The organism is Bradyrhizobium sp. USDA 4506 (assembly GCF_054058795.1).
This window is the reverse complement of record NZ_JBSSBM010000002.1, coordinates 4,402,798-4,424,763: the sequence shown is the minus strand read 5'-3', so window position 1 is coordinate 4,424,763 and position 21,966 is coordinate 4,402,798. Positions and strand designations below refer to the sequence as shown.

21 protein-coding genes are annotated in these 21,966 nt (G+C 64.3%); 14 read left to right on the top strand and 7 right to left on the bottom strand.

Annotation, left to right across the window (positions count from 1 at the left end; all coding sequences use genetic code 11):
* Nucleotide 1: 1 nt before the first annotated feature.
* Both ACVIHF_RS23265 and ACVIHF_RS23260 read left to right on the top strand, forming a co-directional pair.
* Nucleotides 2-919, top strand: a complete 918-nt coding sequence (locus ACVIHF_RS23265) for an ABC transporter permease (RefSeq protein ID WP_456792605.1) — start codon at nucleotides 2-4, stop codon at nucleotides 917-919.
* A gap of 1 nt (nucleotide 920) precedes the next feature.
* On the top strand, nucleotides 921-2,741 hold the full coding sequence (locus ACVIHF_RS23260) for an ABC transporter ATP-binding protein (protein WP_229158481.1): 1,821 nt from the start codon (nucleotides 921-923) through the stop codon (nucleotides 2,739-2,741).
* A gap of 4 nt (nucleotides 2,742-2,745) precedes the next feature.
* Here the strand turns inward: ACVIHF_RS23260 and ACVIHF_RS23255 are convergent, their stop codons facing one another.
* Nucleotides 2,746-4,152 (bottom strand): amidase, encoded by a 1,407-nt coding sequence (locus ACVIHF_RS23255; protein WP_253607665.1) that lies wholly within the window; start codon nucleotides 4,150-4,152, stop codon nucleotides 2,746-2,748.
* 201 nt (nucleotides 4,153-4,353) lie between these two features.
* On the opposite strand from ACVIHF_RS23255, the gene ACVIHF_RS23250 reads away from it, so the two are divergent.
* The 3 genes from ACVIHF_RS23250 to ACVIHF_RS23240 are packed head-to-tail and all read left to right on the top strand — an operon-like array spanning nucleotide 4,354 to nucleotide 6,265.
* A complete protein-coding gene (locus tag ACVIHF_RS23250) occupies nucleotides 4,354-5,310 on the top strand; it encodes a phosphotransferase family protein (protein ID WP_063790183.1) in 957 nt (318 codons plus the stop codon).
* Nucleotides 5,307-6,098 carry a phosphotransferase gene (locus tag ACVIHF_RS23245; protein WP_456792604.1) on the top strand — a complete coding sequence of 264 codons (792 nt, stop codon included), beginning with the start codon at nucleotides 5,307-5,309 and terminating at the stop codon, nucleotides 6,096-6,098. Before ACVIHF_RS23250 ends, ACVIHF_RS23245 begins: the two co-directional genes overlap by 4 nt.
* Entirely contained in the window at nucleotides 6,095-6,265 is a 171-nt protein-coding gene (locus ACVIHF_RS23240; RefSeq protein WP_456792603.1) for a hypothetical protein, read from the top strand. Before ACVIHF_RS23245 ends, ACVIHF_RS23240 begins: the two co-directional genes overlap by 4 nt.
* Before the next feature lie 26 nt (nucleotides 6,266-6,291).
* Here ACVIHF_RS23240 and ACVIHF_RS23235 read toward each other — a convergent pair whose 3' ends face one another.
* From ACVIHF_RS23235 to ACVIHF_RS23225, 3 genes are all read right to left on the bottom strand, one after another.
* Complete coding sequence (locus tag ACVIHF_RS23235) at nucleotides 6,292-7,083, bottom strand: inositol monophosphatase family protein (protein WP_168856097.1); 792 nt, start codon at nucleotides 7,081-7,083, stop codon at nucleotides 6,292-6,294.
* 67 nt (nucleotides 7,084-7,150) lie between these two features.
* A complete protein-coding gene (locus ACVIHF_RS23230; protein WP_253607666.1) occupies nucleotides 7,151-8,182 on the bottom strand; it encodes a helix-turn-helix domain-containing protein in 1,032 nt (343 codons plus the stop codon).
* Nucleotides 8,183-8,195: 13 nt separating this feature from the next.
* The gene (locus ACVIHF_RS23225) at nucleotides 8,196-9,017 is read right to left on the bottom strand and encodes a DeoR/GlpR family DNA-binding transcription regulator (protein ID WP_092083044.1); all 822 of its coding nucleotides are present in this window, start codon (nucleotides 9,015-9,017) and stop codon (nucleotides 8,196-8,198) included.
* A gap of 352 nt (nucleotides 9,018-9,369) precedes the next feature.
* On the opposite strand from ACVIHF_RS23225, the gene ACVIHF_RS23220 reads away from it, so the two are divergent.
* The 7 genes from ACVIHF_RS23220 (at nucleotide 9,370) to ACVIHF_RS23190 (ending at nucleotide 18,408) form a co-directional block, all read left to right on the top strand.
* Complete coding sequence (locus ACVIHF_RS23220; RefSeq protein WP_456792602.1) at nucleotides 9,370-10,713, top strand: aspartate aminotransferase family protein; 1,344 nt, start codon at nucleotides 9,370-9,372, stop codon at nucleotides 10,711-10,713.
* A 50-nt stretch (nucleotides 10,714-10,763) separates the two neighbouring features.
* Complete coding sequence (locus tag ACVIHF_RS23215) at nucleotides 10,764-12,131, top strand: glutamine synthetase family protein (protein ID WP_456780073.1); 1,368 nt, start codon at nucleotides 10,764-10,766, stop codon at nucleotides 12,129-12,131.
* Nucleotides 12,132-12,166: 35 nt separating this feature from the next.
* Complete coding sequence (locus tag ACVIHF_RS23210; protein WP_076834237.1) at nucleotides 12,167-13,552, top strand: aldehyde dehydrogenase family protein; 1,386 nt, start codon at nucleotides 12,167-12,169, stop codon at nucleotides 13,550-13,552.
* A 16-nt stretch (nucleotides 13,553-13,568) separates the two neighbouring features.
* Nucleotides 13,569-14,741: an iron-containing alcohol dehydrogenase gene (locus tag ACVIHF_RS23205; RefSeq protein WP_168856093.1), complete on the top strand. Its 1,173-nt coding sequence runs from the start codon at nucleotides 13,569-13,571 to the stop codon at nucleotides 14,739-14,741.
* A 3-nt stretch (nucleotides 14,742-14,744) separates the two neighbouring features.
* Entirely contained in the window at nucleotides 14,745-15,575 is an 831-nt protein-coding gene (locus ACVIHF_RS23200; protein WP_253607669.1) for a type 1 glutamine amidotransferase, read from the top strand.
* Nucleotides 15,572-16,798, top strand: a complete 1,227-nt coding sequence (locus ACVIHF_RS23195) for an allantoate amidohydrolase (RefSeq protein ID WP_456792601.1) — start codon at nucleotides 15,572-15,574, stop codon at nucleotides 16,796-16,798. The genes ACVIHF_RS23200 and ACVIHF_RS23195 overlap by 4 nt, the downstream gene beginning before the upstream one ends.
* A 257-nt stretch (nucleotides 16,799-17,055) precedes the next feature.
* Nucleotides 17,056-18,408 (top strand): transposase, encoded by a 1,353-nt coding sequence (locus tag ACVIHF_RS23190; RefSeq protein WP_456792600.1) that lies wholly within the window; start codon nucleotides 17,056-17,058, stop codon nucleotides 18,406-18,408.
* Between the two features lie 290 nt (nucleotides 18,409-18,698).
* On the opposite strand, the gene ACVIHF_RS23185 is transcribed toward ACVIHF_RS23190, so the two are convergent.
* From ACVIHF_RS23185 to ACVIHF_RS23175, 3 genes are all read right to left on the bottom strand, one after another.
* Complete coding sequence (locus tag ACVIHF_RS23185) at nucleotides 18,699-18,863, bottom strand: hypothetical protein (protein ID WP_158074243.1); 165 nt, start codon at nucleotides 18,861-18,863, stop codon at nucleotides 18,699-18,701.
* Between the two features lie 267 nt (nucleotides 18,864-19,130).
* A complete protein-coding gene (locus tag ACVIHF_RS23180) occupies nucleotides 19,131-19,328 on the bottom strand; it encodes a hypothetical protein (RefSeq protein WP_076834229.1) in 198 nt (65 codons plus the stop codon).
* Between the two features lie 85 nt (nucleotides 19,329-19,413).
* Nucleotides 19,414-19,794 carry a hypothetical protein gene (locus ACVIHF_RS23175; protein WP_253607672.1) on the bottom strand — a complete coding sequence of 127 codons (381 nt, stop codon included), beginning with the start codon at nucleotides 19,792-19,794 and terminating at the stop codon, nucleotides 19,414-19,416.
* 160 nt (nucleotides 19,795-19,954) lie between these two features.
* Here ACVIHF_RS23175 and ACVIHF_RS23170 point away from each other — a divergent pair, with 160 nt between their 5' ends.
* On the top strand, nucleotides 19,955-20,272 hold the full coding sequence (locus ACVIHF_RS23170) for a DUF485 domain-containing protein (protein ID WP_083715219.1): 318 nt from the start codon (nucleotides 19,955-19,957) through the stop codon (nucleotides 20,270-20,272).
* On the top strand, nucleotides 20,269-21,963 hold the full coding sequence (gene actP / locus ACVIHF_RS23165) for a cation/acetate symporter ActP (RefSeq protein ID WP_256558674.1): 1,695 nt from the start codon (nucleotides 20,269-20,271) through the stop codon (nucleotides 21,961-21,963). The genes ACVIHF_RS23170 and actP overlap by 4 nt, the downstream gene beginning before the upstream one ends.
* The last annotated feature ends 3 nt before the right edge of the window (nucleotides 21,964-21,966 follow it).

The following is a 21,966-nucleotide window of genomic DNA, read 5'->3' as shown; positions in this document are numbered from 1 at the left end:
CATGACGGCCACCACGATCATCGCCGAGGAGCCCGCCTTGCCGGCGGCCCCAATCCGTTCCGTCAACCGCCGCATCATGGCCGCCGCCTGGCGCATGCCGAGCTTCAAGATCGGTTTCTTCATCTTCATGGCGCTGGTGCTGGCCTCGGCCATCTATCCCGAGGTGTCCTCGATCAGTGCGACCAAGATGGTGGTGAAGGACAAGTTCATGTCGCCGGTCTTTCTCGGCGACAAATGGACCTGGGATCATCCGCTGGGTACGGATCAGCTCGGCCGCGACATGCTGATGCGCAGCCTGATCGGCCTGCGCTATTCGCTGCTGGTCGGCGTCGTCACGGTCCTGCTCATCTTTGTCATCGGCTGCGGCCTTGGCCTGTTCGCCGGCTTCAAGGGCAAATGGTGGGACACCGTCATCATGCGGATCACCGATGCCCAATTGTCGATTCCGATGATCATCCTGGCGATCACCATTCTCGGCGTGTCGCGGCCAACGGTGCCGACCATCATAATCGTGCTGGCGCTGTCCGGCTGGCCGCTCTACGCGCGCGTGGCGCGCAGCGCCGCGGTCACCGAGCGCGGCAGGGAATATGTCCGCGGCCTGCGCGTGCTCGGCGCCGGGGACTGGCGGATCCTGTTTCTGTTCGCCGCGCCGAACATCCTGCCGCCGATCGCATTCGTCGCCGTGCTCGACGTCGCACGCATGATGATCTTCGAAGCGATCCTCGGCTTCCTGGGGCTTGGCATCCAGCCGCCGACGCCGAGCTTCGGCAGCATCATCGCCGACTCCCGCAAATACCTGATCAATGCCTGGTGGATCGCGACCACGCCGGGCGTGTTCCTGGCTATCGCGCTTACCTCGATCAACCTGATGGGGTCGGCGCTCGAGAAGGCGCGCAACCGCATCTATGGGGGTCTCTGAGATGGATCTCTCGCTCATTCTGGAGGTTGACGACCTCACGGTCGGCGCTTCGGCGCCGGGCGCCGCGCCGATCCTCGATCACATCTCCTTCCGCCTCAACACGTCGGAGATCTTCGGCATCTATGGCGAAAGCGGCGCCGGCAAAACCGTGCTCAGCCGCGCATTGGCGAACTGGTTGCCGGAAAGTCTGGCGTATCGCTCCGGACGGGTCACGTTCGCCGGCCACGACATTCTCGGCGCCGGGGCGCGCGAGGTGCGGATCGGCCGCGACATCGCCTATATCGGCTCCAAGCCGCAAAGCTCGCTCGATCCGACGATACCGGTCGGGACCCAGATCGCGGAAAAGCTGCACAGCGTCAGGCCCGAATGGAATCCGCGCGAATGCCGCGAGCGGGTCGTGCAGCTCCTCGGCGAGGTCCGGATTCCATCGCCGAAGGAGCGCTATTGGGACTACCCGGCAAAATTTTCCGGCGGCATGATGCAGCGCGCGATGATCGTGGACGCGATTTGCGCCGAGCCCGCCGTCCTGATCGCCGACAACATTACCCAGCCGCTCGATGTCACCATCGCGGCACAGATCGTGGCGCTGCTCCACGACCTGTGCCTGCGCCACAGGATGGCGACAATCTATCTGTCGTCTTCCTTGCCCACGCTCGGCCAGTTCGGCGACCGCACGGCCGTGCTCCATCAGGGCCGGTTCGTCGAGCAGCAAGCGTTTGCCGGCCTGCTCGCCTCGCCACAGACCGACTACACGCGCAAGGCCATTGCCAGTGTGCCGCGCATGTGGGCGACCACCGAGGGCCCGCTGGCCCGCCGCAAGGCGCAAGACGAAGTGCCGCTGATGAAGGTGGAGCACGTTGTTCGGACCTATCGCGCGCGCAAGCGGGGGACGTTCAATACCTACAGCAACGTGCAGGCGGTGCGCGGCGTAACGCTCGACATCATGCCGCGCGAGAATTTCGGCATCGTCGGGGAATCCGGCTGCGGCAAGTCGACCCTCACGCGCCTGCTGGCCTGGCTGGAGGTTCCCGACAACGGCAGCATCGTCCTCAACGGCACGTCGCTCGGGGCGTTGTCGCCGCGCGAGCTGATCCGCACCCGCAGCGAATTCCAGCTGCTGCTGCAGGATCCGTACAACGCGCTGCCGCCGCGCACCACCGTCGGCCGCATGATCGAGGAGAGCCTGCTGATCCGCGGCAATGTCGCCCGCGCGGACCTGCGCAGCCGGGTCATCGCAGCGATGGCCGAGGTCGGTCTTGCCGCCGAGCTCTATGACCAGCTCCCGAACACGCTCTCCACCGGCGAGCGCCAGCGCATCTCGATCGCGCGTGCCCTGATCCTCGATCCCAAGCTGCTGATCCTCGACGAAACCTTGTCCGCGCTGGATCAACGCGAGCAGTCAAGGCTGATCGACCTGTTCTCGAAGCTGCAGGAGAAGAACGACCTCACCTATGTCTTCATCTCCCATGATCTCGCAATGGTGCGCAGGGTCTGCACGCGCATTGCCGTGATGTATCTCGGTGAGATGGTCGAGATCGCCGACAACCGCGAGCTGTTCTTCGATCCCCAGCATCCCTACACCAAGGCATTGCTCTCGGCCGCCCCGACGCTGGAGGAGAAGCCGTTCAACCCGGCGGACTTCTTGCTGGAGGGCGAGCCGCCGAGCCCGATCGATATCCCGGCGGGATGCAGCTTTGCCTCGCGCTGCCCGAAGGCGTTCGGCCGCTGCCGGCTGGAGACGCCGAAGCTGGTCGAACACGCGCCGGGGCGCTTCGCCGCCTGCCACCTTCTCGACGGCGAGCCGGCGCAGGCCGCGGCCTGAGCGCTCAGGGCCGTGGCTTGAAGGGCCAGTCCATCGCGAACGAGCGCATGTCCTCCAGCGCCTTGGTCACCTGCAGCACGCCGAGATCGTCGAAGCGGTGCCCGGTCACTTGGACGCCGATCGGCAGATGGCGGGAATCGAATGCCATGCAGACGGTGGAGGCGGGCTGGCAGGTCTGGTTGAACATGGCGGTGAACAGCGTGTGCGCGAGCGGCATCTCACGCGACACGCCGGGCTCCTCGGCCGGGAAATTCACCACCGGCAGCGTCGGGGCGATGACATAGTCCCAGCCCTCGAAGGCCGCGAGCAGCGCCGCCTTCATCTTGGCGATCTGGCCCAGCGCCCGGTAGAGGTCGGCGCCCGAATGTTTCGCCCCGCCAAGGCACCATGCGCGAACGTAGGGATTGATGTCGCGTGCGGTGTCGCCATGCGGCGGCAGCGATGCATATTCGAGATAGCCGCGCACCTGGAGGAACAGGTCGATCGGCGCATAGGCGTCGTCGGTGAGCGGAGAGGTGAACGGCTCGACGATCGCGCCGGCGCCGGCGAGCAGCTTGCCGGCCGCATCGACCGCGCTGCGAACCGTAGCTTCGGCCTTCATGCCGAAGCCCATGTCGGTGAGGACGCCGATCTTCAGTCCCTTCACGTCGCGCTTCAGATGCTCGTGATAGCGCACGCCATCGGCGGGCAGGCTCCAGGTGTCGCGCTCGTCCTGCCGCGTCAGCACGGTCAGCAGGCGCGCGATATCATCCACGCTGCGACCCATCGGGCCTGCCATGCGCATGGTGTCGGCCGGCAAATGCGGCACACGGCCATGGGTCGGCTTCAGTCCGGCCAGTCCGCAATGGGCGGCCGGAAGGCGGACCGAGCCTGCGATATCCGTGCCGACGGAAACATAGCCGGCGCCAGCGGCGACGGAGGCGCCTGCGCCGGCCGACGAGCCGCCGGTATTCCAGGCGAGCCCCCAGGGGTTGCGGGTAACGCCGTGCAGCGAGCTGATGCCCGACGCCATCAGGCCGCAATCCGGCATCGTGGTCTTGGCAAAGATCACCGCGCCGGCCTCGCGGAGCGCGATCGCCGGCGGCGAATCGTAGTTGGACGGCGGCAGGGCACGGTTGGCGCCGATGCCGTGAAAATAGGGCCAGCCGATCATGGCGACGCTGTCCTTGACCGTCATGGGGACGCCGTCGAGCGGACCCAGCGCGGCTCCCGCCTTCCATCGCGCTTCCGAGCCTTGCGCGCTTGCGATGGCTTGCTCCGGACGGAAGCAGAACAGCGCATTGATCGCGGGATTGACCGCCTCGGCATGGCCGAGCACGGTTCGCAACACCTCCACCGGCGACAATGCGCGCGATGCGTAGGCCTCCGTCAGCCCCGCAAGGCTCATCCCGATCAGTTCCGCAGCAGACATCTTGGCCTCGACAAATGGCGTTCTGGATCAGTGTCCGGATAGCGAAAGTCGCCCCTGTCGGGGTAGTGCCGCTGCCGTAAGGGCATGATTTGGTGGAGTGCGAGGCATCCCTTTTGCATCTGTCTTGATCGAATTTGTCATCAAACCGGGAGGCCCGCGACAGGCGGGCCGAACGACACCCGCGAGAGATCAGAAGTCGTCATGAGCCAATCTGGAACGCAAATCGCCACGGTCCGGAACTACATTGCCGGGCTCCCGGGATGGGGGACGGGCGATATCGTGATCGAGCCCGCCATTCCGGTCCTCGCCTCGCCAAGCTGGCGCGGGGTCGACGGCGCTCCCTGGCGCGCCACCAGGAACGGAAGCGGCGAGAGCATCTTCATCAAGAACATGGATGTGGATGCCAAGCTCTACATCGACGTTGCCTGCGCGTTCGAAGCGGCCCGGCGCGCATCCGATCTCGGTATCGGTCCCAAGGTGCTTGCGGCGGATCCGGACGCGGGACTTCTGGTCATGGAAGATCTCAACCGTGGCTGGCGGGTCGGCACGCTGGAGCGGATGCTGGAGCCGAAGATCGTCGACGCGGTCATCGCGGCGCGGCGCCTGTTCCAGGCAGGGGCGCCTCTGCCGCGGCGCATGGGAGTCTTCGACGAGATCGAGCACTTCTACGAGGCGGCAAAGGCCGCGAAGGCGCAACTGCCGTCTGATGCGGAATGGCTGGTCAAGGAGCTGCGTTTTGCGGCCGATGCCTTGAGGAAACTCGACATCAAACCGGTGCCAATCCATGGCGATGGCAATGTCTCGAACATCCTGATCAGCGACACCGGCGAGGTTCGCCTGATCGATTGGGATCGCGCCACGACGGCCGACCCGCTGGAGGACCTCGGCAGCTTCCTCGTCGAAGCCTTCGCGCAGGAGCCGGAGGCGCGCGACGCCTTCAGCCGCAACGCCGGCGGATTCGACGAGCGCGCATTCAGCCGCGCCCGCATCTACGGCATGGCGGATGATCTGCGCTGGGGCCTGATCGGCGCCGTGCTCGCCGCGCGGTCGGCGCGCAACACCTTTGAGTTTTACAAGTTCGCCAGCTGGCGCTTCGTACGTTGCCGCATGACGGTCCGGGAGCCGCGCTTTGGCGAGATGCTTCGGAGGATCGCATGACTGTCCGCAGGAAGCTCGGCGAGGGAGCGACAGTCCACGAGCGCAACATCGAGGCAGCGATCGCCCGCGTGCCGCAATGGCACGGCAAGGGGGCGGCCTATACCCCGCTGGTCGGCGGCCTCATGAATCAGAACTGGCTGGTCGAGATATCCGGCGATGGACGGCGCTACTTCATCAAGGTGCCCGGCGAGGGCTCGGAGATGTTCATCGATCGCGTGACCGCCAACGAGGCTGCGCGCAATGCCCACGCCATGGGCGTTGCGCCCGAGGTGATCTTTTTCGACGCCACGGACGGGCTCGAGATCAGCGAGTTCCTCGAAGGCTATCGCGCCTGCACCAATGCCGATTTCGGCGATGCCGCCATCCAGGCCGACGTTCTCGACCTTTACCGCCGCCTGCATGCCGGCCCGAAGCTCGGCCAGACCAAGACCATCTTCGACATGATCGAGGAACATATCGAGCAGGGCAGGGAGCTCGGCGCGCATTTCCCGCAGGACATGCCCTGGCTGATGCATCGCTACAATCAGGCCAAGTCGGCGTTCCTGGCGTCGGGTCTCGATCTCGTGCCGTGCTTCAACGATCCGATGCCGGGCAATTTCCTGATCTCGGCGGAATCAGGCGCCCCAAGGCCGATGAAGCTGATCGACTATGAGTTCGCTTCCAACAACGAGCGTAGCTATGAGCTCGGCGTCCTGTTCGCCGAGATGTTCTTCGACGAGCATCTGACGGAGGCCCTGATCGAGCAATATCTGGGCGAGGTGCGGCCGCAGATGGTCGCGCGCGCGTGATACTCAACCGGGCGCTCGCCGACCTGAAATGGGCGTCATGGGCGGTCGTGAACAGGAAGCTCAAGGACTGGGATTTCGACTATCAGAAGTACGGCGTCTGGAAATACATGCGTGCCCGCGACGTGATGTACGATCCCCGCTGGGATGGCTGGTTGCGGCTCGTCTGAGCCGCGCGACAGGAGGGCTTCCGCAGTTATTGATTGAGGATCGCGAGCGCCTGCTCGAGCAGGCTGTCGTTCGCGGCCGCGATGATCCGGCCATCGGATTCCGGCGACAGCGGCCGCCCCTGCCAGTCGCGGACGATGCCGCCAGCGCCCTCGACCACCGGAATCAGCGGCATGAAGTCGAACGACTTGAGGGAGGTTTCGACCACGAGATCGCAGTGGCCGGATGCGAGCAGGCCATATTGGTAGCAGTCGCCGCCAAATCGCCGGAACATGGCCTTCTGGCTGAGCGCATCGTAGCGGGCCCAGTCGCTCGGCGTGAAGAAGTCCGGCGATGACGTGTAGATCTGCGCGTCTTCCAGTCGCGTGGTGCGGCTCACCCTTGCCAGCTTGCCGTTGAAGGTGGTGCCTTGCCGGGTGCCGTACCACCGCTCGGCCAGCGCGGGCATATCGATCATGCCGGCGGTGATCGATCCATCTCTCTCGTCGGCGAGCGCGACGAGCGTGCCGAACAGCGGCATGCCGGAGATAAAGCTCTTCGTTCCGTCGATCGGATCGAGATACCACGTGTAGCGGTCCCCGGCCGTCGATCCCATCTCCTCGCCGAGGATGCCGTGATCGGGGAAGCGCGAACCGATCAGCTGCCGTAGCTCCATTTCGATCGCACGATCGGCGATCGTGACCGGCGTCAGGTCCGGCTTGCGCTCGAAATCGACGCGGGAACGGAAGTGCGTCACGGCGATCCGTCCGGCCACGTCGGCAAGCTCGTTGAAGAACGAAGCGAGCTCGCTTGCGGATAATCTGTCTTGAATGTCGTCCAATGGTCGCTCCGGGCGGGAGGCGCGCCGACGTCGCGGGACGCACGACGCCTTGCCTTGGGATGGGGCGTTACGCGGTCTCGTGGACCGACTGCTTGTCGATCTCCCAATAGGGGGAGTCGAATCCGTTGCGCCGCGCCACTCGGGCGGCAGGGCTCCTCGGCTGCGGCGAGCGCACGCCAGCGGCCGGCTGCGGCGCCGACACGGGCGCCTGGCGAACGTCGCGCGGCGCCACCTTGAAGTGCCGGCTGAAGCAGCGGGAGAAATGCGACACGTTCTTGAAGCCGACTTCGTAGGCGACCTCCGAGACGGTCCGCCGGCCCTTCGGATCGGCGACTAGGATTTCATACGCCCGCTGCAGCCGCTTGGTCTGGACGAACTGGCTGACCGTGGTCTCGTTGTCGTTGAACAGGCTGTACAAATAACTGAGCGAGATGCGGCTCGACGCCGCGATCTTCTTCGGCGACAACGACTGGTCACCGAGATGGCCCTCGATGAAGTCGACGATCCGGCGGCGGAGGTGATAGCGCGCGTTGCGCACATCGGTTGCGGCGCCGCGATCCTCCGATCCGATGGTCAGCGCGACGAAGCTGATCATTTCGGTCGCGAGCGCCTGGGGGTTCGGCGGCGGCGAGGCGACGAACAGTTCGGCCACGCTGCGGATCATGCCCGCCAGCAGGTGCGTCATCTGTTCGTTTGGCTTGAAGCGGCGACTGATGTGATCTTCAACCGAGACGAGCCGGCCGCGCAGCTCGGCGGCCGGAATCCGCAACATCAGGAAGCGCGCGGTCTTGTCAGACGACAATTCGTAGAAGGCGAGCTCGCTGAGCAGGACATATTCGCCGGGACGTGCGATCCCGTTGCGGCTGTCCTGGCTGAATGCGACGCATCCTGTCTGCGGAAACACCAGCACATAGGCGGCATCGTGGATGCAGGCAACGCGTTCCCAGTTGCGGGCAAAGGCGTGGTCCGGCCCGACGAGTTCGAGATCGAGGCGTCCGATCCGGGTCCGCCAATCCTGCGTGGGACCGGGGCCCTTGTCGTTGCCAGCATGAAGGCCGGTGTGTTCCTCGCGGGAAGCAACAGATGTCAGGCGTGCCATGGCTGGGCCTTTCTCAGGGTTGCGCAACGATGATCTCCGTTCCGGCTTCACGGAGAGCGGTTGCCAGAGCTCCCTCTGGCTGCCGATCGGTAACCAGGCGATCGATATCGGTCCAATGTGCGAAGACGGTGAGCGCACGCTGGTCGAATTTGCCGTGATCGGCCACCAGGATGGCTTCTGCGGCGCGCTTGGCCATCGCGCCATAGATGGCACCGGCCTCATCGTCGGCATCATTCGCGCCGCGCGCGCTGATGCCGGTCGCGCTCACGATGGCGCGGTTGGCTTCATAACTGTTGATGTTCGCGATCGTCTGCGTGCCGAACACATAACCTTCGGTGGGGTGATAGCGGCCGGGACAGCAGAGCACGCGGATCGACGGATTGACGGCTAGCGCGGCCGCAATGGCGTAATCATGGGTGATCACGGTGATGTCGTGCGCGCGTGAGGCCAGCCGTCGCGCGATGTGAAACGTGGTCGCGCCGGCGCCGAGCATCAACACCTCGTTCGGCAGGATCAGGTCGGCGATCACCGCGGCCATCGCCTCGCGCTCGGCGATCATGATCGCCTTGCGATCGGTCAGCGCCGGCTCGAGCGCGAAGGGACGGGACGCTCCGCCATAGGTGCGGTTGATGAGCTTCTGCTCCTGAAGCTCCATCAGATCGCGCCGGATGGTCTCGCCGGAGACGCCGAGCACGGCGGCGAGCTCGGAAGCCCGCAGCGTCGGCGCGGCGGTGAGTTGCGAGATGATGTGCTTGTGGCGCGCGAGCTTCGAGAGGCGGTCGCCGTCGGCCTTTCGTGGCCGCTTGTCGGCCGCAGCAGGGGCGTCGCTCGTCATTCCGCTGTCTCTCCGGCTGCAAACCTCTCCAGCGTCCGTGCCATGATCGTTCCCCAAGTGATGTTGTGAGTCCACATCAATTGTGTGGCATATTCCTCATTTTTTGGGCGCCGTGCTGCCTATGGAATTCGCAAAGGAATCATGGCGATCACATAAGACACTGAAACATATGAAGTATGGCTTTGGAATGCGGAGCGCATGTCTGACGTTCTGGTGTCTCTTGCCTGCAATCTGCTTTTCAGTTGTGGGGATTCGCACATAGATCCAAGGTCGCGGTGGAACGGCTGGGGAATGATCGCCGCAGGGGACGGCTTTGGTCCGCGCAGGCCGCGGGCCAAAGGGAAGGCAGGCGATGCAGCAGGAGAAAGGGATTCTGGCGTTGAACGCCTTCGATCAGAGCCGGGTGTCGTCAATCGACCCAGCGCTCGGCGAGGCGGTGCAACGACGCCTGCGTTCGTTCGGAAAAGCCTCGGTGCTGTTCTATCAGGAGCCGATCAGGATGGCGCGCGCCGAAGGCGTCTATATGTTCGACGTCGATGGCCGGCGCTATCTCGATCTCTACAACAACGTCCCGTCGGTCGGGCATTCGCATCCGCGCGTTGTCGAGGCGATAAGCCGTCAGGCCGGCCTGCTCAGCACGCACACACGCTATCTCAACGACGTCGTCGATGGCTATGCGGAGCGTCTCCTGGCGACGTTTCCGCGCGGGATCGATCATCTGGTCCTGACTTGCACCGGCAGCGAGGCGAATGACCTTGCGCTACGGGTCGCGAAAGTGACAACCGGGCGGATGGGCTTCATTGTCACGGAGACCGCCTATCACGGCAATAGCGCCGCAGTGACCGATGTCTCGCCGTCCTCGCGTCCCGGTCAGCCGCTGCCGCCCCACGTGCGGGCAGTTCCCGCACCCGAGATGTATCGCAATCCGGTCGGCGATCCCGGCCAGCGCTTTGCCGACAGCGTTGCCGCAGCGATCACCGATCTCGAGCGAAGCGGCTTCGGCTTTGCTGCGCTGCTGGTGGACACCATCTTTTCGAGCGATGGCATCCATGCCGACCCTGCCGGCTTCCTGGCCCACACCGTGAAGCTCGTGCACGAACGTCAGGGACTGTTCATCGCCGACGAGGTGCAGCCAGGCTTCGGACGAACCGGGGCGGCGATGTGGGGCTTCGCGCGCCATGGCGTCGTCCCCGACATCGTCACGATGGGCAAGCCCATGGGCAACGGCTTTCCGATGGGAGGCGTCGCCATGCGCGCCGCGCTGCTCGATCGCTTTGCCGCGGAAGTGAAGTACTTCAACACCTTCGGCGGCAACCCGGTGGCCGCGGCCGCAGGCCTTGCCGTGCTCGACGTCATCGAGGACGAGGGCTTGATGCAGAGTGCGCGCGAGGTCAGCCGTCACCTGATGGATGGATTGCGCGAGATCGGCAATCGCCACATGACCATCGGAGACGTTCGTGGTGCCGGCCTGTTCATCGGGCTCGAGCTGGTGCGCGACCGCGACAGCAAGGAGCCCGCACCGGAGCTCGCTAGCCTGCTGATCAATCGCCTGCGCCGGCGCGGCATCCTGATCGGTGTTGCCGGTCCGTTCGGCAGCACGCTCAAGATTCGTCCGCCGCTGTGCTTCGGCAAGGACCACGCCGACATGTTCATCACCGCGTGCGACGAGGAGTTGAGCGAGGTGGCCGCGTCGTGACGCGATCGCCGATAGCCCGCGATGCCACAGAAGCCGAAGATTTGAAGATCATGGATGCAAGAAGCGTACGAACTATCGCCGAGGCGAAGGCCCTTGTCGAGGAGCGGGGCCTCTCCCACGTCAAGCTCGGCATCGTCGATCTCGACGGCGTCATTCGCGGAAAATATCTCGCGCGCGACAAGTTCGTCGGCGCGCTGGAGGCCGGCTTCAGCTTCTGTGACATCGTGTTCGGCTGGGACTCCAACGACCAGATGTACGACAATTGTGCATTCACCGGCTGGCATACGGCCTTTCCCGACGCGACCGCGCGCATCGATCCTTCGACCTGCCGCAATGTGCCGACGGAAGAGAACATGCTGTTCTTCCTCGGTGAATTCGAGGGCGCCGCGGCGGGGGTGTGTCCGCGCCGGCTGCTGCGGCGCGTCATTGACCGCGCCGAGGGCATGGGATTCTCGCCGTCCGTGGCCGCGGAGTTCGAGTTCTTCGTGTTCGACGAGACGCCGCACAGCGTGCGCGAGAAGGGCTTTCGCGGCTTGAGGAATCTCACGCCGGGCTGGTTCGGCTATTCCATGCTGCGCGCCTCCGTCGAGTCCGAATTTCATCGCTCGCTGCTCAAGCTCTGCAACGAGATGGACATGCCGGTCGAAGGCCTGCACACCGAGACCGGACCCGGCGTGCTGGAGGCCGCGATCCAATACACCGATGCGCTCGCGGCCGCCGACCGCGCCGTGCTGTTCAAGACCTTCTCCAAGGTCTGGGCCGAGCGTCAGGGCAAGATGCTCACCTTCATGGCCAAATGGTCGAACGCCTATCCCGGACAATCCGGGCATCTGCATCTGTCGCTGCGCGACCGGGATGGCAAGCCGGTGTTTCACCAGAGCGGCAGGCCCGGCGACATGTCCGACACCATGCGCTGGTTCGTCGGCGGCCAGCAGGCGCTGCTTCCGGAGCTGCTCGCGATGGTGGCCTCGACCGTGAACAGCTACTCGCGCCTGATCCCCGGCTTCTGGGCACCGACCGACGCGACCTGGGGAATCGAGAACCGGACCTGCGCGTTGCGCGTCATTCCCGGCAAGCCGGCCAGCCAGCGCGTCGAGTACCGCGTCGCTGCCGCCGACATCAATCCGTATCTGGCGATCGCGGCCGCGCTCGGATCGGGCCTCTGGGGAATCGAGCACAGGATCGAACCGGACGAGCCGATCATCGGCAACGCCTATGAGCGCAAGCATCCGCCCGAGCGCGCGTTTCCGCGCACGTTGTCGGAGGCGGCCGACCGGCTGGTCGCCTCGCAGGCGGCGCGCAATCTGTTTGGCGACGTCTTCGTCGATCACTACGCGATGACGCGGCAGTGGGAGGAGCGCGAGTTCCGCAAGGCCATCACCGACTGGGAGCTCGCTCGCTACTTCGAGATCATTTGAGACGGATCCTCCCTTCCAAAAACGAGTGACATCACGTGAACGATATCGTCTGCATTTCGCCGGTCGACGGCAGCGAGGTTGCCCGGCGGCCCGTCGCAACGGGTGCCGAGGTCGCCGCGGCTCTCGCGCAAGCACGGAAAGCGCAGCAGGAATGGTCGAGCATATCGCTCGCCGAGCGCAAGGCCATGATGCTCGCCTTCCTGCACGAGATGCGGGCGCAGAACGACGAGGTCGTTCCGGAGCTCGCGATGCAGATGGGCCGGCCGGTGCGCTATGGCGGCGAACTGCGGAGCCTGGAGGAGCGCGTCCGCGTGCTGGTCGAGCTCAGCGATGAAGCGCTGGCGCCGATCGTGCCGACCGGGCAGCCCGGCTTCCGCCGCATGATCAAGCGAGTTCCTGCCGGCATCGTGCTGGTGATCGCGCCCTGGAACTATCCCTATCTCACCGCGGCCAACACCATCGTGCCGGCGCTGCTGGCCGGCAACGCCGTGATCCTGAAGCATGCCGCGCAGACCCTGCTGGTCGGTGAGCGCTTCCAGGCGGCACTGGACCGGGTCGGCCTGCCCAAGGGGGTGTTCAGGACGCTCACGCTCGACCATGTCATGACCAGTGAGCTGATCTCATCGCGCTCGGTCGACCATGTGAACTTCACCGGTTCGGTCGCCGGCGGCCGGGCCGTCGAGCGAGCGGCGGCCGGGACATTCATCAGCCTCGGGCTAGAGCTCGGCGGCAAGGATCCGGCCTATGTGCGGCCGGATGCCGATTTCGATTTTGCGGTCGAGCAACTCGTGGACGGCGCCTTCTACAACTCCGGCCAATGCTGCTGCGGCATCGAGCGGATTTACGTGCATGAGCGGATCTATGACTCCTTTGTAGACGCCTTTGCCGGCCTGACCGCGCGCTACCGGCTCGGCAACCCGCTGTCGCAGGACACGACGCTCGGCCCGATGGCGGCGACACGCTTTGCCGATACCGTCCGCGCCCACATCGGCGAGGCCGTCGCAAAAGGCGCGCAGCCTCTGATCGATCCGGCCCGGTTCCCGGCGGACAAGATCGGTACGGCCTATCTGATGCCTCAGGTCCTGGTCGGCGTCGATCACTCCATGCAGGTGATGATGGAGGAGAGCTTCGGGCCTGCGGTCGGTCTCATGAAGGTCTCCTCCGATCAGGAGGCGGTTGGCCTAATGAACGACAGCCCCTATGGCCTGACTGCATCGGTCTGGACCGAGGACGCCGCCGCAGCCGAACGTATCGGTGACGGCATCGCAACGGGCACCGTATTCATGAACCGCTGCGATTATGTCGATCCCGCCCTGGCGTGGACCGGCCTCAAGGACACCGGACGTGGTGTCGGCATGTCGCGCCTCGGCTTCGAGGCGCTGACCCGCCCAAGATCATTCCACCTTCGCATCGAGCATTGAGCATTGAGAGCAGCACATGGACGTTCAGATCACCGGCGCCTGGAATTTTCCGACGCGCGTCGTCACCGGCGCGGGCCGCATTGCCGAGCTTCCCGAGGCGTGCCAGACCAACGGCCTCACCAGGCCATTGCTGGTCACCGATCACGGGCTTGCCAAGACCGATCTCATCGCCAGCATCGTCGACCGTGTGCGCGAGGCGGGCATTCCGCTCGCCGTGTTTTCCGACGTGAAGACCAATCCGACCGAAACCAACCTGACGGCCGGCGTCGAAGCCTTCAAGGCCGGCGGTCATGACGGCGTGATTGCGGTGGGCGGAGGTTCGGCGCTGGACGTCGGCAAATGCGTGGCGTTCATGGTGGCGCAGTCGCGCCCGGTCTGGGATTTCGAGGACGTCGGCGATTGGTGGACGCGCGCCAACACCAAGGGCATCGCGCCGATCATTGCGGTGCCGACGACGGCAGGCACGGGGTCCGAGGTCGGCCGCGCCGGTGTGATCACTCGTGAGGATACCCATGAGAAGAAGATCATCTTCCATCCCATGATGATGCCCAGGATCGCAATCGAGGATCCCGAGCTCGCGGTCGGTCTCTCGCCGTTTCTCACCATGGCAACCGGCATGGATGCGCTGTCGCACTGCTTCGAGGCCTACTGCGTCAAGGCATTTCACCCGCTTGCCGACGGCATCGCACTGGAGGGGATGAAGATCGTCGATAACTATCTGCCGCGCGCGGTCGAGAACGGTCGCGACCTCGAAGCGCGCGCCTACATGTTCGCCGCGGCCTCGATGGGAGCCACCGCGTTCCAGAAGGGGTTGGGCGCGATCCACTCGATATCCCATCCGGTCGGCGCCCGATACGATACCCATCACGGGCTGACCAATGGTGTGGTCTTCCCTTATGTCCTGGTCTGCAACAAGGCTGCGATCGCCGACAAGATTCCGCACATTGCCCGCGCGCTCAACCTGCCGAGCCAAGACTTCGATGCCGTGCTGTCCTGGCTGCTGGCCTTCCGCAAGAAGCTCGGCGTGCCGCATACGCTCGCCGAGCTCGGGGTGAAGGAGACCGACGCCGGAACGATCGCGGCCGATGCCGTCAAGGATCCGACTGCGGGTGCCAATCCGCGGCCGTTGACCGAGCCGGAGTTCAAGCAGCTGACGCTGGCCGCCATTCGAGGCGATCTTGGAAGCTGAGCCGTGCTGAGGCTGCTCGTTCTCGAGGGCAACACGCTGGCCGGCCGGCGACGGATCGCCGAGACGGCGGGCGCAATGCCTGCGGAGAGCTATGCGGCGGTCCTGCGGTCGCTTGCACCTCGCGTCGTCGTCGACATCGCGACACCGGCGGATGCGAGCTTCGCGCTGCCGCAACCGCTCGAAGCTTACCACGGCATCGCGATCACGGGGTCGGCCCTCAATATCTACCAGCGAGAGGTCGAAGCGCTGCGGCAGATCGACCTCGTGCGCGAGATCTTCGTTCGCGGAGTGCCAATGTTCGGCTCGTGCTGGGGCTTGCAGCTCGCCACGGTCGCAGCGGGCGGCGAGGTCGGTCTCAACCCGGCGGGGCGCGAGGTCGGGTTCGCGCGAAGGATCATGCTGACGGCTGACGGCCGCGCTCATCCCATGCATGCTGGCCGTGCGGCGGTGTTCGACGCGCCGGCCATCCACAGCGATATTGTCACCCGCCTTCCGCAGTCCGCAACCGTCACCGCCTGGAATACCATGTGCGAGGTTCAGGCGGCGGAGATCCGTTTCGGTCGCGGGCTATTCTGGGGCGTGCAGTATCATCCCGAATATCGCCTGCACGACGTCGTCGCCGTCATCCGGCGCTACGGACAGCTCCTGGTTGACGAGGGTTTCTTTGCCGATCTGGACGCGCTCGCGCGTTATGCCGGCGACCTCTCGGCGCTCGAGGCGGACGAACGGCGTGGCGATCTCGCCTGGAAACTGGCACTTCACCGCGACATTCTGAGCCATGATTGCCGGCAGACCGAGCTGAGGAACTGGATCGCATCGCTGGAGCAGACATGACCGCATTGCATGACCTCATCGCGCGCTTTGCCAGGATCGGTGCGACCGACGACGGTGGCGTGTGTCGGCTGGCTGGAACGGCGCGCGACAAGGAGGCGAGGGACCTCTTCTTGCACGAGATCGCCGATCGCGGCCTTGTTCCGAGGATCGATGCGATCGGCAATCTATTTGGCGTGGCGATGCTGGCACCGGCGTCTACGGACGTCGTCATGACCGGCTCGCACCTCGATTCCCAGCCGACCGGAGGGCGATATGACGGGGTCTTCGGCGTGCTCGCCGGGATCCTCGCGGTCGAGGCCGTCAGGGAGCGTTGCCGTGCCAATCCCGGCGCCGCGCGACGCAACCTCGCCGTCGTGAACTGGACCAATGAGGAGGGTGCCCGCTTCCAGCCCAGCCTGACCGGCAGCTCGGTTTTCGCCGGCGCCCTGAGCCTGAAGGATGCATATGCGTGCAGCGACGCAGAGGGCGTCACCCTGGGCGAGGCGCTGTCCGCGATCGGCTATTGCGGGACGACGCCGCTCGAACACAATCCGGTGCGCTATGTCGAGTTGCATGTGGAGCAGGGCGATCGCCTGGAGCAGGCGGCTGGCGACATTGCCGCAGTGTCCGGCGCGTGGATGACGCGCAAGATATCGGTGATGTTCGAAGGCGACTACTCGCACACCGGACCGATGCCGATGGCGCTCCGCCGCGACGCACTGCGCGCAGCGGCCCGGGCGATCGAGGCGCTGTACCAGGAGGTCGCGAGGGAGACTGCGGGCGCCCATGCCTCCGCGGGGCGCATCAGCGTTTATCCCAACTCGCCGAATGTCGTGGCGGGCCGTGTTCGGGTCTGGTTCGAGATCCGGCATGAGGCCGAAGCCGTGGTCTCGGCGATCAGCGATCGCTTTCTGAAGCGAATCGCGCGTGAGTCGGGCGAGATCGGCGTTGGTATCTCGATCGCTGCCGACGAGAGGCGAGCGGGGACCGTGCTTGATCCCGGCGGCGTGACACTGGTTCTTTCTGCCGCCGCGGATCTCGGTTTCAAGGCCATGACGTTCAAGACCATCACTGGCCACGACGCGCTGGCGATCCAGAAATCTGTTCCGTCCTCGCTGATCTTCGTCCCGAGCCAGGGCGGGCTCAGCCACAATCCGCGCGAGTTCACGGCGCCCGCGGCCCTCGACAAGGGCTACGCGGTGCTGACCGAGGTGCTGTGGAGAATGGTTACCGCGAAGGCGTGAGGCATTTCGGGTGGATGATCCTAAATGGGCGATGAAGGGACACCACCCGACAAGTAATTGATTTGCTGGTGGGTCCGGCGGGACTCGAATCTGCAACCAGACCGTATGAGCGACGATCGCGTTCGAAGCTCGTCTGCCGCTTATCAAAGTAGACCGCTAGCTGATTTCCGCTTCTGGCCGATTTTGTTGAAAAAGGCGGCTGTTGCGACGCAGAGGTATCAGTGATTCAGTCTGTCTAATTGGCAGGACTGAAGATCATGATGGGACATCGGCAACTCGACCAGGCTGCGTTGTTCTATGAGTTCTCGCTCGAAAGGCATATCCTCGCCGACCACTTGCTCCGGTCGATCGACAGGTTTGTCAACCTTGAACGGGTCAGGCAGGAGCTGGCGCCTTTCTACAGCAGCATCGGCCGACCTTCGATCGATCCCGAGCTGATGATCCGGATACTCTTGATCGGTTACTGCTTCGGGATCCGATCGGAGCGGCGGCTGTGCGATGAGGTCCACCTCAATCTGGCCTATCGGTGGTTCTGCCGGCTCGGTCTGGATGGGGCGGTGCCGGATCACTCGACATTCTCCAAGAACAGGCATGGCCGCTTCCGGGAGAGCGACCTCTTCCGTCACGTGTTCGAGAGCGTCTTGTGCCGCTGCATCGAGGAGCGACTGGTCGGCGGTGAAGGATTTGCAGTTGATGCGAGCCTGATCAAGGCCGATGCCAATCGGCAGAAGGGCATCGAAGGCGACAAGGGACTTCCGCCCGAAGCCGCCGGCCGTGCAATCGATGAGTACCTGGCTGTCCTTGATGATGCCGCTTTCGGAGCAGCGACCGAGGTCACCCCGAAGTTCGTGTCGCCCTCCGACCCGGCGGCGCGCTGGACGGGGGCACACGGCGGCCAAGCCTTCTTCGCCTACTCGACGAACTACCTGATCGATGTGGAGAACGCGATCATCATCGATGTCGAGGCGGCTACGGCAATTCGACAGGCGGAGGTGTTGGCCCCCAAGCGCATGATTGAGCGCTCGCTCGAACGGTTCGATCTTTATCCGAGCCGGCTCCTCGGCGACAGCGGCTATGGCTCGGCCGAGATGCTCGGCTGGTTGGTTTACGAGCACGGCATCGAGCCATACGTCACTGTGTTCGACAAGTCGACCCGCACAGATGGGATCTTCTCGCGCGAGGACTTCGCCTATGACCATGCAGATGACGTCTACCGCTGTCCCGGCGGCAAAGTTCTTACCACGACCGGAGCGCTGGTGAACGATGGCGCCACGATGCTTTACCTCGCCAGCAAGCGCGATTGCGATCGATGCGCATTGAAGTCCCGATGTTGCCCCAAGCAACCTTCACGGAGGGTACCGCGCTCAATCTATGAGGGCGCTCGCGACATGGCCCGCCAGATCGCAAGGTCGTGGGAAGGACGCACCTCGCGCCGGCTCCGCAAGAAGATCGAGATGCTGTTCGCGCACCTCAAGCGCATTCTCAAGCTCGACCGTTTACGTTTACGAGGCCCAAACGGCGCGCGCGACGAGTTCATCCTCGCTGCCACCGCCCAGAACCTTCGAAAGATGGCCAAGCTGATCAAGATGCCAACCCCGAGGCTCGCATAGGACCGGTAGGGGCAGCGCGGCCATGTCGCGGCGGAGTCATACAACCAAATACTGCCGGTCTTTTTCAACGGAATCGGCCCAAAGCCGAACTTTGCAGAAGGTTGCAATGTCCGCCTTCGGGAGGAAAGCCGACCAAGGCGAAGCGGACCGCCGAGGTCGGCTTGGACCCATATGACGGACCTCGTGCGCATTGAGCCCAGTTACGGAACCAGTATCGCAATCGATAAACTTCGATTTGCTCTGCAAGCCTTTCTTTTGAACGAGCCGATAAACGCTTCGGGCACGAAGGATTATTTCGGGATGATGTTGAGCAGGAATTCGGCGATGGTCTGCTCTTTGGCTTTGCCGGCGTAGACTGCAACGGCCGGCCACGGCGATGCCGCAGAAGAAGCCATAGCCGCGGCGGGCGGATAACGGTAGTCATCCCTTAATGATGAGGCGCCCCAGGAACGCATTGCAGGCCCGCTCGGCTTCAGCGAACGAACTGAAGGGAGACCCGGATACGTGAGCCGCTGGCATATTCAGAAAGTCGGGGCGATATGATGCAACAAAGCCCGGCTCTCCATGCAATCCAGGTCCACTCCGGCTCTCGTTGCTGATGACGAATGAATAGTCGTCGCTGCTTGCGATCCATATCTCCAGTTCAGTATCGACTCGGCGGAAGTGCAGGGCCATTTCACCCTCACAAACTTTGGTCCTCCGTGATCATCCACATGGGACGCTTAGTCTGCTTTTGTGCGGTTGGCCGCTTCTGCCTCCCGCGCCAGCCGTTCGGCCTTTAGGCGCTCTCGATTATCATGGACCGCTTTTTGCGCTTTGGCGTAATCCGTCATAGCATCCTTCGGCCTGACAGTTTTGAATGCCTTGTTTGCTTCGCGTTCCGCAGCCGTCGGCGCCCGTCGGTCTCGCTCTTTAATCATTGTTGACCTCCCATTTGGGCTGACTAATTCAACGCGCGAAGCAAGCTTTCGATCCTATTATGGGGCAATGATCTTGAGGGTGTGATCATTTTAGATTTCTGTCGCGGCGCACCTTGTGAAACTCCTCCGGCCCTTTGATCAGCTTGCGCTTGCGGCTGGCCTGATCGTCTTGGCTGGCTGTACTGTCGGTCACCTTGTGGATTGCGTCGCCTGCCAATTCGCGGGCGCGCTCCCTGGGGCTGTGCCGTTCAGCGCGCAGCGCCGTGGGCGATACAGTTAGCTCGAACTCGATGAGCCGGCGGACGTCCTCAGAGCGGCCCGGAGTATCGTCCTGCTTTGCCGCCCAGGCATCGACGACGGCCCGCAGGTCGGCTGACAGGCGAATTACGACTCTCCGGCTTGTGCATCGTCCCGGGATGTCGAGACAGGCGATGGCGCGACAATCGCGGCGCACCCAGCATGGCATGAAATCACCCGGAGTTTGGCAGGATATCACCTTGCCGGATGTGGTCCGGATTCTAATGCTCGGAGCCTCGGAACAGAGACGCCCTGAGCCCCGAATCCCTGCGGCGCAACGCACGCGGAAGGACGCGACGGTCGGAAAATGTCTCTGAGGGAGGAATCGGATGCCACAACTGTCGCCCGAGCGCACGCGAAAAATCCTTGCCGATAGCGCGTTCAGAGAGCTCGTCTCAGGCCGCGCGAGGTTGCGATGGTGGCTCTCCATCCTGACGCTAGTCATGTTCTTCGGCTTCATCGCGCTGATCTCGACCGCGAAAGCCGCGCTCGGCGCGAGTTTCGCCGGCAGCGCGATGCCGCTCGGCTTCGCGCTCGCCCTTCTCATGGTTGCGGCGATCATCGCTTTCACCGCCTTCTATGTTCAGCGCTCGAACACGCGCTTCGACGAACTCGCGCGCAGAGTCAATCGGGAGCTCGGCCGATGATCGCCAGATGGCTGCTGATCGCACTTTGCGTGGTGTTTCCATTCGCGGCGATGGCCCAGGGCGCGCCCGCCGCGGCGGCGCGTGGGCCCGACTGGATCGCGATCGGAATGTTCCTGATTATCGTCGCCGTCACGCTCGTCATCACCTGGCGCTCGGCCGGCAGCACCGGATCGAAGGCGGGCTTCTACACCGCCGGACACGCGATCACGCCGGTGCAGAACGGTCTGGCGACCGCTGGCGATTTCCTGTCGGCGGCCGCATTTCTCGGCATATCCGCGCTGGTCTACGCCAACGGCTTCGACGGCTTCATTTACGCGCTCGGCTTTCTCACGGGATGGCCGATAGTGCTGTTCCTGATGTCGGAGCGCATGCGCAATCTGGGCAGCTACACCTTCGCGGATGCCGCCGCGTTTCGCCTGCAGCGGACGCCGGTCCGGCTCGTCGCCGCGACCGGAAGTCTCGTCGTTGTGCTGTTCTACCTGATCGCGCAGCTGATCGGCGCGGGCAAGGTGATCCAGCTGCTTTTCGGCATCAACTACATCTTCGCCGTGCTCGGCGTCGGCGTGCTGATGATCCTTTATGTGATCGTGGGCGGCATGCAGGCGACCACTTGGGTTCAGATCACCAAGGCGGTGCTGCTGCTGTGCGGCGGAACGCTGCTCGCGCTGGCTGCCCTGTGGCATTTCGAGTTCAGCCTCGGACGGCTGCTGGAGGCCGCAAGCCACGTCCATCCCAAGGGAGCCGCTATTCTGGTCCCCGGCGGACTGTTCGCCGAACCGGTGTCCGCCATCTCGCTCGGCCTCGCGCTAGTGTTCGGCACCGCCGGCCTGCCGCATATCCTTATGCGGTTCTTCACGGTGAAGGACGCCGCCGCGGCCCGCAAATCGGTGTTCTATGCGACGGCCTGCGTCGCGTATTTCTGCTGGATCATTCCGGTGCTGGGCTTTGCCGCCGCAGCGATCCTTATGACGGATCCGAGCTATTTCAATGTCGCGGCATCCGGGCAGTTCAACAAGATCGCCGATCTGGTCGGCGGGCCGAACATGGCGTCGATCCATCTCGCCCACGCGATGGGCGGTCCGCTGCTGCTCGGATTCATCTCCGCGGTGGCATTCGCGACCATCCTTGCCGTCGTCGCCGGCCTGACGCTCGCCGGCGCCTCCGCCGTCAGTCATGACATCTACGGCCAGGTGCTGGCCGGCGGCAAGGCATCCGAAGCGCGCGAACTGCTGGTCTCGAAGGTTTCGGCTGTGGCCATCGGCGTCGTTGCGGTTCTGCTGGCCTACGCCTTCGAGAACCAGAACGTGGCGTTCATGGCCGGACTTGCGTTGTCGGTGGCCGCGAGCTGCAATTTTCCGGTGCTGGCGATGGCGATGTTCTGGCGTGGCACCACGACGCGCGGCGCCGTCGCCGGCGGTCTCGCGGGCCTCGTCGCGTCGGTCGTGCTGGTCGTGCTGAGCAAGACGGTCTGGGTCGCCGTCCTCGGCTTTCCGACGGCGCTGTTCCCCTACGACAATCCGGCTCTGGTCTCGATGCCGCTCGCCTTCCTGTTCGTCTGGCTGTTCTCGGTAACGGATCGCAGCGAGCGCGCTGCGCGCGAACGCGAGGCGTTTGCGGCGCAGTTCATCCAATCCGAGATCGGAGCGGCTTTGGCCAGCGAGCGGCCGGCTCTCGCAGCCGCAGCCTCGTGACAT